Origin of the sequence: Nocardioides jejuensis (assembly GCF_004337475.1) — a bacterium.
Taxonomy (GTDB): Bacteria; Actinomycetota; Actinomycetes; order Propionibacteriales; family Nocardioidaceae; genus Nocardioides; species Nocardioides jejuensis.
The window spans coordinates 60,441-73,575 of the sequence record NZ_SJZJ01000001.1; the positions used below are offsets into that span (position 1 = coordinate 60,441).

At 63.7% G+C, this 13,135-nt stretch carries 9 protein-coding genes; 3 read left to right on the forward strand and 6 right to left on the reverse strand.

Annotated features, from left to right (window positions below):
* Nucleotides 1-33: 33 nt before the first annotated feature.
* Entirely contained in the window at nt 34-1,287 is a 1,254-nt protein-coding gene (locus tag EPD65_RS00260) for a PucR family transcriptional regulator (RefSeq protein ID WP_131580759.1), read from the reverse strand.
* 980 nt (nt 1,288-2,267) lie between these two features.
* Between EPD65_RS00260 and EPD65_RS00265 the strand changes: the two genes are divergently transcribed.
* A complete protein-coding gene (locus tag EPD65_RS00265; RefSeq protein ID WP_131580761.1) occupies nt 2,268-2,489 on the forward strand; it encodes a hypothetical protein in 222 nt (73 codons plus the stop codon).
* 6 nt (nt 2,490-2,495) lie between these two features.
* On the forward strand, nt 2,496-4,496 hold the full coding sequence (locus EPD65_RS00270; RefSeq protein ID WP_131580763.1) for a hypothetical protein: 2,001 nt from the start codon (nt 2,496-2,498) through the stop codon (nt 4,494-4,496).
* 71 nt (nt 4,497-4,567) lie between these two features.
* Here the strand turns inward: EPD65_RS00270 and EPD65_RS00275 are convergent, their stop codons facing one another.
* The 5 genes from EPD65_RS00275 to EPD65_RS00295 are packed head-to-tail and all read right to left on the reverse strand — an operon-like array spanning nt 4,568 to nt 12,065.
* Nucleotides 4,568-5,296: a DUF3800 domain-containing protein gene (locus EPD65_RS00275; protein WP_131580765.1), complete on the reverse strand. Its 729-nt coding sequence runs from the start codon at nt 5,294-5,296 to the stop codon at nt 4,568-4,570.
* A 46-nt stretch (nt 5,297-5,342) separates the two neighbouring features.
* Nucleotides 5,343-6,260: an abortive infection family protein gene (locus tag EPD65_RS00280; RefSeq protein ID WP_165872825.1), complete on the reverse strand. Its 918-nt coding sequence runs from the start codon at nt 6,258-6,260 to the stop codon at nt 5,343-5,345.
* 5 nt (nt 6,261-6,265) lie between these two features.
* Nucleotides 6,266-9,328, reverse strand: a complete 3,063-nt coding sequence (locus tag EPD65_RS00285; protein WP_131580769.1) for a type I restriction endonuclease subunit R — start codon at nt 9,326-9,328, stop codon at nt 6,266-6,268.
* The gene (locus tag EPD65_RS00290; protein WP_131580771.1) at nt 9,325-10,506 is read right to left on the reverse strand and encodes a restriction endonuclease subunit S; all 1,182 of its coding nucleotides are present in this window, start codon (nt 10,504-10,506) and stop codon (nt 9,325-9,327) included. The genes EPD65_RS00285 and EPD65_RS00290 overlap by 4 nt, the downstream gene beginning before the upstream one ends.
* Nucleotides 10,503-12,065 carry a type I restriction-modification system subunit M gene (locus tag EPD65_RS00295; RefSeq protein ID WP_131580773.1) on the reverse strand — a complete coding sequence of 521 codons (1,563 nt, stop codon included), beginning with the start codon at nt 12,063-12,065 and terminating at the stop codon, nt 10,503-10,505. The genes EPD65_RS00290 and EPD65_RS00295 overlap by 4 nt, the downstream gene beginning before the upstream one ends.
* A gap of 131 nt (nt 12,066-12,196) precedes the next feature.
* Here EPD65_RS00295 and EPD65_RS00300 point away from each other — a divergent pair, with 131 nt between their 5' ends.
* Complete coding sequence (locus EPD65_RS00300; RefSeq protein WP_131580775.1) at nt 12,197-12,952, forward strand: DUF7669 domain-containing protein; 756 nt, start codon at nt 12,197-12,199, stop codon at nt 12,950-12,952.
* Nucleotides 12,953-13,135: the final 183 nt, after the last annotated feature.

The following is a 13,135-nucleotide window of genomic DNA, read 5'->3' on the forward strand; positions in this document are numbered from 1 at the left end:
GCCCAGGGAGATGTGCGCTCCGCACACCTGCCGTCAGTCGGGTGGCGGGAGCACGGCGAGGCCGAGGGCCTCGGTGAGTCGCAGGGCTGCATGGAGCTCCACGACGCGCTCGGTCGCAGGACGGCCGCGGCGTTCCTCGGCCCGACGAAGACGCTGGAGGACGGTGTTGCGGTGGAGTCCCAGCTGCGAGGCCGCGGCAGCCAGCCCTCCCTGAGCATCGAGGACTGCAAGGAGCGTCTGGCGCTCTTCGTCCTCGCGGCGGCCCCTCTGGGCCAACGCACCCAGCTCTGCCGCCACGAACGCACGAGCCAGGTCCAGGTCGCCCGTCATGGCATCCACGAGGGCAACGTCGGCGTAGACCGTCAGGCGAGCGTCGCGACCGGACAGCTCGACGATGCGACGGCCGCGCTGGGCCTCGGCGTGCGATGCGCGAAAGCCGGTGGCGCCGTGAGCCGTGTTTCCGATCGACACGCGCACCCCGGCCGGGATCCGGGCTGCCAGTGGCTCCAGCGCAGTGAGCTCCAGATCCGGGGCCCGCACCGTAGCCACCCAGCCCCACAACGCCTGCACGCCATCGGGCACCAGGAGCGGGTGCGTGCTTCCCAAGTGGGATCCGACGGCGGCACCCACGCGAGCAAGGTCGGCATCCTCCGTGTCGGTCCAGCAGACGAAGGCGGTCTGGAAGCCGGTCAGACGGTGCGAGAGGGTGCGCTCAAGACGCCCGAGGTCGACGGCCTGACCCGCGATCAGCGCCCTGACGGCATCAGTCCTGGCGGCCCGTGCCCGGTTCTGCATGCGGTCGAGCTCGGCGACGTACTCCGCCGCGACCTGGCTGGAGATCCGGTCGGCGTAGGCAAACCCGTAACGCTGGAGATCGGCGGCCACCTGCATCGCGAGGCGGGGATCGGCGACGAACTCCGTGATGCCGCTCAGGATCCGCTCACTGAAATACGCGTGGCCGATGCGGTAGAACCGCAGCATGACGTCCACGCTGTAGCCGCGCGATGCCATGGCACGGGCATGCTCGAGAGCGGTGACCGGCGCCGTCGCGGCACTGACGTCGATGCCGTGACGGACCATCGACAGGGCACCTTCGAGGTTCGACGAGCACGACCCGAGGGTGAGCCCACGCAGGTCGTCGTCCGCACCTGCCTCGGGAATCCGCTCGAGGATGTAGGCCAGCATGTCGTCGGCGTACGAGGAGACATCCTCCAGGAGCTCCGCGGCCGTGCGTCGAAGCTCTGCCGCCACGGCTTCGGGAGCTCCCGCAAACTCGCCAGCACTCATGCCGGGAGCGTATCCATCGAGCAGGCGAGGGCGTCAGCCACGGGCTGCGGCACCCCATGCGAGCCTGCCGCGCAGACCACGAGCTGCCCGGAATCGCACGGGCAAGTGGCCCAATCCACACCCCGACATCGACGTACAGGTCGGATGACCGGCTGCCGGGCCCGTTGCAGCACTCTTGTGTGCGCACTGCGTCCAGACTGGCGTGGCCCGGCGAAACCAAAACAGCCTCTGATCCGCGTTTCCGCAAATCAGAGGCTGTTTTGTGTTCCTGTGGAGGTGAGGGGACTCGAACCCCTGACCCCCTGCATGCCATGTCGAGCCGCCAGCCTCGTTGGGGGTCGTTCACGCTCGAGCCGAGGCTCGGGTGGCCATCGAGTCGCGCCAGATCGCGGCAGCGTTGCTGCCACTTGCTGCTGCCACCTTCGGTCGGCAAGGTGCGCGCCGGCGGTGACCACTGACGACCGCAACCGGGCAGGGCGGTGAGGCTTCGGGGCGGCCCCGGAGATCGTGACGACGTCTCCACCGACGGTGATGGGTGAGGCGGTAACCGCTGGGGCGATGCCGGAGCTGGATCGGCTACTCCCCCGCCGTCGTCACTGCTTGGGGCCGCGGCGAGGACGGCGCGCCAGCGCCGCCCGCAGCCGTGGCCCGCGCCGGCGGAGCCGGCGCTTTAACGGAGTAAAGAGGATCCTCACCGATCCCGACTCCGCTAGGCAGCTGGGCGATGTGCGGTGACTTGAGGTCTCAACTCGCCCGCATGGCGCTCGCGGAAACAGGTCCTTCGAACCTGGCCGATCGTGGGCGGATGCCTGTCGAGCGATTGGGCAACAAGGCCCAAACGATCCGCAATCGCACCCCAGACTGCGCCGGCTTCTGCCAGATGGAGGCGTGTGGGTCGGCGGGCGCCCGCGCGACTTGGAAAGGGTCAGGGTTCCTCGGCGAGCCGTTCGAAGCGCGTGAAACTCGTACTTCTGTCGGGCGTGACCGATAACTTCGGACATATGGGGAACGGTGACTGGATTTCGCGCTCGATGACCGGAATTCTGGTGGGAATGGGCTGTGCGGCTCTGCCCTTCGTTCTCTTCGCTGCTGTCATCGTGGGCGTTATCGCGGCCGCGATCACCGGTTCAACCGTAATCGGATGGTTTGCTGGTGTCGGCGTGACGGCGTTCATGATCGGTCTCCTCGCCGAGGGCGCGTGAGCACACGTGGCGATTGACGAGAAGCGACGGGCCCAACTTCGCAAGCGAGCGAGCCGCGGCATTGCCGAGCGATCAGCACTAGCGGCGCTGGCGCTCAAGAACATGACCGCTGCGACCGACATTGTTGAGGTCATTGACCACGCCAGGATCTCTCTTCGGCGAAGCCCCGGCAGCTCCATGGGCCCGAATCTGATCATCAAACTCGATGGCACAGAGATCGGTCGGTACCTTCTCGAGCCGCGAATTCTCGACGTACCGCGATGGTGTCGGCCCTCTGTCGAGGGCTTGCTGAGGTCACGCGGCGAGGTCCCGCGCCGAAGCCTCCCCTCGTTGCCGTTGCCCACCGCCGTCACGTGCCGCTTCGAGGTCAGCAGGGATCTCATTCGCTTTACTGTGCCGGCGAGCGTATTTGCCCGTGATGATGCGGAAGACCCCAGCGCGCGAGAGATCGGACTCCTGCGCCTCCAGAGCCGCATTGGGGTCGCGATCGCTGAAGAGTTCCACGACCTAATGCGGCATCGCGCCGCCGAACTCGGCTTCCCCGTCGACCAGTTCGTGTCGCCCAGCGACCTTCCGGGGCCCTTTGCGACGACAGATGTCGAATCGCTCGAGTGGCGGCCGAAGGCGTTACGCCCCTCGTCCCGGGTGCACCAAGACGACTATGAGCTCGCGCCGGCGCTAGTCGCGTACCTTGCGGATCAGGAGGCGAAGCTCGAAGCGACCCGCAGGGCACGTCTGATTCCGCTTCCGCAGGTGCAGTCCGACGTGGCAGCAAAGCTACCTCCGCTTGTCGCGGCTGCGATCGAGGAGGCCTGGGAACTCCGCCGCTCCGGCGGCGATGTAGCACGTGGCCGAGAATGGTCACTCGAGGCGGCGGCGCACGGGAACTGCTTGACCTCCGAACAAGTCGAAAAACTCAAGGATCTGACTCCAACCATTCCCTTACCCCTGGGGTTCTCCGAAACCCACAACTCCGTCAAACGGGATTCGCCGTCGCAAGCGCCGTTCCGCTTGGCGCTCGAACTCCGCGATGCGCACCCCGACTGGTGGGAGGCTCTTCCTTGGAGTGACCTGAACGATGTCAGCCGGAACGGGGCAGGTCCGGCCTCGACCTTTAAGCACGTCACGCATGGGGTCATCGAGGAATCCGGTCAGGCTGAGTTCATCCGCCTCGTCTCCCACATGGGGAGCAGCTGGCCGGTAGTTCACTGGCCGACCGACCTCGGGCTCAACGATCAGATGCGAGCTTGGTTGGCTGTCAGCGCTTTGGCGCAGGCGGATCTGTTCGACGTTGATCTCGGGCTGATACAAAGACGCTGCGCACTCTGCGGCCTTGACTTCCACCTCGGAACCCACCGATTCAACATCGTGGTCTTTACGCAGACCGAGGAGTTGTGCTGGCCATGCGGGTTGGCCGCTGCTTACGGGATGCCTGGCTCCTGGACCAGTGCGCGCGAAGCAGCGATGCCTCATGCCCTCAAGAGTCTCGCTGAGGAAGTCGGCACGGCTCCTTCACTGGCCCTACTGCAACTATCTATCGCCGACGGTGTCACGGACCGCATATTGGCCTGTGCACTGCGGAGCGTGCTTCCGGCGAAGGGGCAACACTCGACCGGTAATTGGATGCAGTGGCTACAAGCCGCCGGCGTGCTCGAGGGCGGATGGCGCGCGTCGCGAGGAATCATCTCCATCGCCAACGACGGACACCACTGTCGGTCGATGTTTGAACGCCACGTTGATGACTTTTTTTCCCAAAATCACATTCCGCACCAGTGCGAACCAACTTGGCCCTATCACGCAACGCACAACCCGACCGGACTCCGCCGAGCTGACTGGCTCCTGCCCGGCGGTGTGCACGTCGAGGCAGCCGGCATGATGTCGCGGGGTGACTACGCCGCCAAGATGTCCGCCAAGGTTGCCCTGGCCGAGGAACTTGGAATCGAAATCATCGTGATCCAGCCGTCGGACGTCGTCAGACTCGATGAAGTCTTCAGCAAATGGCTTTGAGCAGCGACCGGCAAGAACTCCGCGTGCGTCGAGCGCCGACCGGGTTGGGGCCATCCTCCGCAGCTCGTGCGTTACTGAGGGGCGCGCGGCCAGGGCTCGCGCCACGTCACGGTGTGGTCCCGGATCACGGCCATCATTCGCGTACGCGCTGCCTGAACATCAGGATGATTCTCCGTCCCGCGGTCAGTGCGTTGCATGAGGTAAGCGATGACATCGGCGAGCTGAACGCCGGCGCAGAGCTTGGAGTCCACGAAATGGACCGTGTCGACGATGGTGGATAGGACCCGACCAGATACCTCGCCATATCCCATGTTCCTGAGATCCCCCACCATCTTCGCTGCCGTTAGCTGATGCTCTTTGGCCTCATCCGCAACGACGATCTTCACCTCGCTGCCGAACGCATCCACCTTCTCCAGCAGGAACTGCAGAGCCAACAGGTACGCGCGGTCGAGGCCATCTGCTCCCCAGCGCGAGGCGAGCCGCGGCTTGTGGATGCTCGCATGTGCGATATGAATGTCGAACTGTGGGATGAGAGAGATGACGTCTTCCAGCACCGACAAGCGCTCGGGCGGCGTCTTCGATGCCCACTGGCCGGTCCCATTCCAGATCTCCACGCCATGAAACTCGCGTGGAGCGATCCTCATGAGTTGAAAATGCGTCTTTTCGATGGCGCGGAGGGCGGAGTCCAAATCACGTACTCGATCAGCAGGAGCGAGCACGCCGACCACCGTCAGCAGGTCCTGTTGCTTGGCGCCCCTACCCGCTGATCCCGTTTCGTCGATGTACACGATCTTGGCCATCACAACCCACCATCCGGCTCGAGAGCGACACTGCGCCTCGGCTGCTTCATGCGCCCGGCTCGCTGTCCATGTGGGCCAGACGAACTTCCAGCGTTTCAAGAATGAACCGAATCCAGACACTCGCTGCTCCGACCGCGAGTCGTGCGTGCCGAGGCTGGAGCCACGCAGGCAACTCGGCGGGGCCATGCCCCGTCCCGGCCGCATTCCGAAGTTCAGCTATGCCCTGCGAGATGCTGTTTAGGCCGCCGAGCACGCTTCGCAGGCCCTGGATGTTCTCCAATTGCTGGTCGAGGCTTTTCGCGTGGAGGCCGAGCGACTGGTGCACTCGAACAGCCAACTGCGTCGCGTCATCGGCCTTGCCGTGCGGCACTGTCAGCTTGTCCAGGACCAATTTGCACGTGGACTCAACCATCTCCTTAGCCATACCAACCGCTAGACGCGGGTCGGCATCCAGACTCCTGTGAGCGCGCTCAACTCCATCGAGAATCGCGGCCGGGTTATCCAGGACCGCGAAGACTGGCGCGAGACTCTCAGAGTGGCCGCTGCTCCGCAGAGTGCCAAGTCGATCCTCAAGGGGCTGGAACAGTTCGCGGAGGATCTCGCGGCGCGCTTGATATCCACCAGTGCCCGCGGCACCTTGCTTGATCCAGTACGTCCTAAAGGTGTCTAAGTCTCGGAACGGGAAGCGCACGTCAGTGATCCGGATCCGCGATAGAACGGTGGTCATCGCGCGCAGCAGGACACGCGCCTCGTTGTTGTCCACTCTGAGGCCCACGCCATCTGTGCCGAAGCCCCGCAACTGATCGTGCACAAGATCGACAAGGCACTCAGCGGTCTCGAAATCCCGCCGCTCCGCAACCGGGCCCCGGAGGAGGCTGTCGACAAGCGCACGGTTCAACGTCTCTGATGGCGTTCCCCATACATCCGGCGTCGCACCAGCGATGAAGAACTCGTCCTGCTCCATGAACGTCATCCCAGCCCAAAATAGCGCTCGAAGAACTCAGTCAGCTTCTCGATTACCCGCAGCTTCCGGGCTCCGTGCTCGCCACCGGCCGAGAACCGGGAGACAGGCGGAAGGATCTGCGTGATGGCCGTACCAGTCGTCGACAGCGCACCATCGCGAAACGCGTTCGCGACGTAGGCCCGAGTCTCGGATTCCTTCAGCTTCTCCTCGGCGATGAGCTCGGCGAGCTCCTTCTCGCGGCGCTCGGCGATGAACTTTGACCAGTCCTCGGTCGTGTCGGAGACGGTGATGGAGTCGAGGAACGCCATGACCAAGTCGCGCTTGTTGCGCAGGGATGGTGAGGAGTCGATGGCGTTCTGGATGTTGACCAGGGCCTCCATCTCCTTGTCGGAGCCGTTGCCCTTCGCCTCGCGCCACTTCTGGACCAGCAGCAGGATGTAGTCGATGTTCACCTCGACCTGCTTGATGAGCTCGATCTCGAAGACGACGTCGTCGAGGATCGACTCCTTCTCCGGGGTTTCCTTGCTGCGGTGCTTGTCGTGCAGGTTCAGGTAGATCGACTGGTAGTCCTGAAGCTGCCGCGGCGTCAGCAGCGTGTTGCCCTCGAACTCGTCGAACGAGGTGAGGATGTTCCGCAGCCGGAGGATGGCGCCGAACATCTTGATGAACCGCTTCTCCGCCTCCTCACCGAGCGGGTCCTCATCGACCGGGAACTCCGACAGCAGGTCGTTAGCGAGGCCTTCATAGGCGGAGTAGTACTCGTCGTAGGACTTGAGCAGGACGATGCCGCGGGCTTCCTTGTTGCCGAAGAGCGCCAGGGCGTCGTCGACGTTCTCCTCGAGGTTGCGGAAGCAGATGATGTTTCCGTAGGCCTTGACCGAGTTGAGGATGCGGTTAGTGCGGGAGAACGCCTGGATGAGGCCGTGCTGACGCAGGTTCTTGTCGACCCACAGGGTGTTCAGGGTCGTGGCGTCGAAGCCGGTGAGGAACATGTTGACGACGATGACGAGGTCGACTTCGCGGTCCTTGAGCCGGCGGGCGAGGTCCTTGTAGTAGTTCTCGAACTTCTTCGCAGACGTGTCGTACGACGTGCCGAACATGGCGTTGTAGTCAGCGATGGCGCGTTCGAGGAAGTCGCGCGACGAGGCGTCGAGGTTGCCAGTGTCGAAGCCTTCCTCGCCGAGGATGCCGCCGGCTTCCTCGTTGGCTGCGTAGGAGAAGATCGTGGCGACCTTCAACGGCTGGTGGCCAGGATTCTGCTCGGCCCGCTGCTTCTGCTGCTTCGCGAACTCGTCGTAGTAGAGCTTCACCGCGGGGATGGAGGAAACGGCGAACATCGAGTTGAAGCCGCGAACCCGCTTGTCACCCACGGTGTAGGCCGACGAGCGCTTGGTCTTGGTGTCGAAGTGGTCGAGGACGTAGCCGGTGATGTCTTCGATGCGGTCGGGGTGCATCAACACTTCTTCGGTGTTGATGGCCTCGACTTCCTTGTCAGAGACGTGGTCGGCGACCTTCACGGTGTTCTGGTACGCCACCTTGAACGGCAGGACGTTCCCGTCGTTGATGGCGTCGACGATCGTGTAGGTGTGCAGCCGGTCGCCGAAGAGCTGCTCGGTCGTGCGGGCTGCGCCACCTGAGGAGCCAGCATTGTCGGCGAAGATCGGGGTGCCGGTGAATCCGAACATGTGGAACTTCTTGAACGCCTTGCGGATGGCGGTGCCCATGTCGCCGAACTGGGAGCGGTGGCATTCGTCGAAGATGATGACCAGGTGGCCTGCGTAGATCTCGTGGCCCTTGTTCTGCTCGATGAACCGGGCGAGCTTCTGGATGGTCGTGACGATGATCTTCGAGTCGGGGTCTTCGAGCCGCTTCTTGAGGTGGGCGGTGTTGTTGGTGCCGTCGACGGCGCCCTTCTCGAACCGCTCGTACTCGCGGATGGTCTGGTAGTCGAGGTCCTTGCGGTCCACGACGAACAGCACCTTGTCCACGCCAGGCAGACGCGAGGAGAGCTGGGCGGTCTTGAAGCTGGTGAGCGTCTTGCCGGAGCCCGTCGTGTGCCAGATGTAGCCGCCGCCGGCGACGGTGCCGTACTGCTTGTAGCTGGTGGAAGTGACGATCCGCTGAAGGATCCGCTCTGAGGCGACGATCTGGTACGGCCGCATCACGAGCAGGGTGCGGCCGACGTCGAAGACGCAGTACTTCGTCAGGATGTTCAGCAGCGTGTGCTTGGCGAAGAACGTCTTGGTGAAGGCGGTGAGGTCGCCGATGCGCTTGTTGTCGGCGTCGGTCCACCAGGACGTGAACTCGAAGGTGTTCGACGTCTGGTTCTTGCCGCGCTTGCCGCCGGTCGCTTCCTTGATGCGGCGCTCGCGGGTCGTGTTCGCGTAGTACTTCGTGTGCCGGCCGTTGGAGATGACGAAGAGCTGGACGTACTCGAAGAGGCCGGAGTCGGACCAGAACGATTCGCGCTGGTAGCGGTCGATCTGGTTGAACGCTTCCTTGACGGCGACGCCGCGGCGCTTCAGCTCGACGTGCACGAGCGGGAGGCCGTTGACGAGGATCGTGACGTCGTAGCGGTTGGCGCGCTTCGCACCGGCCGCGGCGCCGTCGACCTCGTACTGGTTGACGACCTGGACCCCGTTGTTGTGGATGTTGGTCTTGTCGATAAGGGCGATGTTCTTGACGGTGCCGTCGTCGCGGGTGAGGACCTGAACGTGGTCTTCCTGGATCTTGGTGGTCTTCTCGACGATGCCGTCGGCCTTGGAGGCGACCTTCTCGATGAAGAACTTCTTCCACTCGGCGTCGGTGAACTGGATCTTGTTCAGCCGTTCGAGCTGGGTGCGGAGGTTGTTCTCGAGGTCTGCGGCCTTGGTGATGACGAGTCGCTCGTATGCCTGGGCGATGAGTTGGGCGATGAACGCGTTCTCGAGCTCTGCTTCGGACTGGTGCCCGTCGCCGTCGCCACCTTCGGGGATGTAGGTCGCGACGACGGTGGACTCGTCGGTGACGGAGATGGGTTCGAAGTGCGTGGCCGTGCCGGGTGCACCGAGTTCGTCGAAGCCGTTCATGCTGTCTTCTCTTCGAAGGTCAGGAGCTTGTCGCGGTAGTACTCGTACTGCTTGCGCCGGCCCTCGATCTCTGTGGGAAGGCCGATGGAGATGTCGTTCGCGAGCTCGTCCAGTGCATCTAGAACCGCCGCCACGCGCCGTTGCTCATCGACCGGCGGCACCAGGATCTCAAGATCGGATATGACCTTCACCGATAGCCCTGGCTGCGCCGACTTCGACGCGTACTGGTTCAGGTTCATCTCGACCAGCATGTGGTAGCCCCAACGCGGGTCCACGCCTTCGTTCGGAGTTGCAACAACCGCGTGCTCGGTCGCGTAGAAGTCCCCATCCGCCCACTTCACGTTGCCGCAGAGCGCACCCTGCCGACCAACAAGGGCGCGGGGACCAGTTTGGTTGCTCTCGGCGACGTAGCCACGGAGACCGCCACCGCCGAAGCAGGGCACAGAATGCTCATCGTCCGCGATCGAAGCGATCTTGCTCGCCTGAATGAACTTGCCAGCCTTGAGCGAAAACGCATCGCCGAGCTTCATCGACTTGGCGGAGTGGAGCGGCGCCGAAAGCAGATGCGCCCGGTAGAAGGCCAGCTGGCGGGAACGCCACTCCAGCTCGAACTCCAGCTCGAACTCCAGCTCGGACTTGAGCCGCTCCATTTTGTCGAGAATCGCGACCACACGCTCCTGAACCGCCGTGGGCGGCACAGGAATCTTCACAGTTGCGAGGTCGGTTCCGTTGACGCGACGAACCTTGGTTCCGGTCACATGCGGAGCCTTCTGACGCTGGAAGTCCGACGACTGGAAGAAGTAGGAGACAAAGCGCGGGTCAAGCTTGTGGGAGTACACGTAGGCGTCGCCGCTCACGGCGACTTCGTCACTTCCCAGCCAGGCCACGGCCTTGCAGACGTCAGCGTCGTTCTCACTGGTCGTTGCAATCACCAGATCGCCTGGCTTGGCCTTGCGCAGCTTCTTGGCAACATCCGGGGCGACACAGGACTTCGTCACCGTTGCGGACGTGCCGTAGTGGGTAAAGATCTGGCCGTAGTGAATCGCTCCCACGCCCGAATCGACGAGGTCCTTCTTTTGCAGGCCATTTCCGCGGGTGAACTTGCCAACGTCGCCGAGCGTCTTGAACTCAACCCCAGCAGGGCAAAGCTGAGAAACGAGGTCTGCGAACGAGGTCACTGGTCGCCGTCCAGTTCCGCGACGATGGCATCGATCTGCTCGCGCAGCACTGCCTGGCGCTTCACGATCTCCTTGAGCTCGGCGTTGAGCGCAACGATGTCGACGACTTCGCGAGTGTCTTCACCCTCGACCCACGAGGTGACCGAGAGCTTGGCGCCGGCCTCCAGCACATCCTCGTTGGAGACGACCTTCACGAAGTGGTCGATGTCGGCCCGACCCGTCAGGCCCTCGAGGATACGGTCCTGGTGGTCGATGGTGAGCTTGTTCTTGTTGCCCTGACGCGTGAACTCGGCACTCGCGTCGACGAACGTGATGTCGCTGGTCGTCTTCGACTTCTTCAGCACGATGATGCAGGTGGCGATGGTCGTGCCGAAGAAGAGGTCCGGGGGTAGCTGGATCACTGCGTCGACGAAGTTGTTCGCAACCAGGTACTCACGGATCTTCTGCTCCGCACCACCGCGGTAGAGCACGCCGGGGAACTCGACGATGGCGGCCGTGCCGTCCACCGAGAGCCAGTGGAGCATGTGCATGACGAACGCCAGGTCCGCCTTGGACTTCGGCGCGAGAACGCCTGCCGGGGCGTAGCGCTCGTCATTGATGAGCGTGACGTCCGCGTCGCCAGGCCACGAGATGGAGTAGGGCGGGTTGGAGACGATGGCCTCGAAAGGCTCGTCGTCCCAGTGGGCGGGGTCGGTGAGGGTGTCGCCGTGGGCGATGTTGAACTTCTCGTACGGCACGTCGTGCAGGAACATGTTGATGCGCGCGAGGTTGTACGTGGTCAGGTTGATCTCCTGACCGAAGTAGCCGTTGCGGACCTTGCCGGGGCCGAGGACCTTCGCGAACTTCAGCAGCAGCGAGCCGGAGCCACAGGCGGGGTCGTAGACCTTGTTGACCTCGGTCTTGCCGGCCACGGTGATCTTCGCGAGGAGCTCGGAGACCTCCTGCGGCGTGTAGTACTCGCCACCGGACTTGCCCGCCGACGAGGCGTACATCTGCATCAGGTACTCGTAGGCGTCACCGAACAGGTCGTTGGTGTTGTCGGCGAACGCGCCACCCAGCGGGAGGTCGCCGATGGCGTCGAGGAGCTTGACCAGCTTCTCGTTGCGCTTGGCGACGGTGGGGCCGAGCTTGGCGCTGTTGACGTCGAGGTCGGCGAACAGGCCCTTGAAGTCGTCCTCGGAGGCGGTGCCGACCGAGGAGGCCTCGATGTGAGCGAAGACCTGGGCGAGCTTCTCGTTGAGGTTCTCGTTGCCGCGTGCGCTCTTGCGGACGTTGGCGAACAGGTCCTCCGGGAGGATGAAGAAGCCCTTCTCGGCAACCGTCTCCTGGCGGCCGTGCTCGGCTTCCTCGGCGGAGAGCTTCGCGTAGTCGAAGCCTTCGTTGCCGGCCTCGTGCTCGAAGGCGTTGAGGTAGGCAGTGAGGTTCTCGGAGATGAACCGGTAGAAGAGCATGCCGAGGACGTAGGCCTTGAAGTCCCACCCGTCGACGCTTCCGCGCAGATCGTTCGCGATCTTCCAGATCGTCTTGTGGAGTTCTGCCCGCTCAGTTTCCTTGCTCATCACGCTCACGTCCGAAGTTTGGCAGGACCACCCGACACGCGTGCGCGATCCCACGCGTCTCCGCCAACGGATTTGCCATGCGTTGCGTCGACTGCGCTACTCCTGTCGGGAGTCGGGCGCAGAATGCCCACATGAACGCGCAGCCATCGGTGTGGGACCTCGTCCGCCAGTTTGCTGAGGCACAGCGAGGAGCTTGGAAGCAGGAGGAGATCGTCAGTTGGTTCCGACGGCATGCTCCTGACCAAGCCAAGGACGGCACGGTTCGATCTCACGTTCGCGGAGCGGCGTGGAACGTCGGCGACCGAAGCCAGTTCTCGGGTCGCCCCCCGTTCCTGACTCGGGTGGACACCGGCTGGTTCCGACTGGCTACCGAGGCAGAGCTCTCGGCATGGCGCGACGCGAGCACGGCAGCCCCCAAAACGGCAGGGGCACCCAAACTCGCGCCGGCCGATGACGCCTCCGATTGGCATACTGAGGAGAACGTTCAGAGCCTGCTCGTCGACCGACTCCGCTCAACTGGCTGGACAATCGTGCGCACGGCCAACACCGCGACGGGGGAGCATGGCGTCGACGTTGTCGCTGAGCGCCACGGCACGACTATCGGCGTTGAAGTCAAGGGATATCCGTCCAAGACCTACGCAAGGGGCCCCAACAAGGGCCTGCCAAAGCCGACCTCACCTACGAACCAGGCCGGCCACTGGTACTCGCACGCAATTCTTGCGGCGATGAAGCTCCGCGTCGCGCAGCCGTCATGGCTCAGCGTGATGGCCTTCCCGGACTTCCCTAAGTACCGGAGCCTGCACGCGAAGACTGCGGCACCACTGGCGGCCGCCGGTATCGAGGTTTGGGTAATCAGTTCGGAAGGAGCCATCGAGCCCCTCGAATGACGGCGGCGTCCAGGGCCGCGCGGCCCTTAGCGCCCCGAAGCACCGGGCTTGTGGATAGTCGGAGCTGAAGGCGGCCGGTCGCCGCTGCGGCGAAGCACCTCGTCACGGGTCCGAATAATGAGTTCCTCGTCGAGTTCGCCAACTTGTCTGAGCAGGTCGATCGCAGCGCTGCTGTGCGGGATG

Coding starts and splice junctions, on each gene's coding strand:
- EPD65_RS00280 (WP_165872825.1), bottom strand. CDS start 6,260: ATGGAGCAGGACGAGTTCTTCATCGCTGGTGCGACGCCGGATGTATGG.
- EPD65_RS00300 (WP_131580775.1), top strand. CDS start 12,197: ATGAACGCGCAGCCATCGGTGTGGGACCTCGTCCGCCAGTTTGCTGAG.
- EPD65_RS00260 (WP_131580759.1), bottom strand. CDS start 1,287: ATGAGTGCTGGCGAGTTTGCGGGAGCTCCCGAAGCCGTGGCGGCAGAG.
- EPD65_RS00275 (WP_131580765.1), bottom strand. CDS start 5,296: ATGGCCAAGATCGTGTACATCGACGAAACGGGATCAGCGGGTAGGGGC.
- EPD65_RS00285 (WP_131580769.1), bottom strand. CDS start 9,328: ATGAACGGCTTCGACGAACTCGGTGCACCCGGCACGGCCACGCACTTC.
- EPD65_RS00295 (WP_131580773.1), bottom strand. CDS start 12,065: ATGAGCAAGGAAACTGAGCGGGCAGAACTCCACAAGACGATCTGGAAG.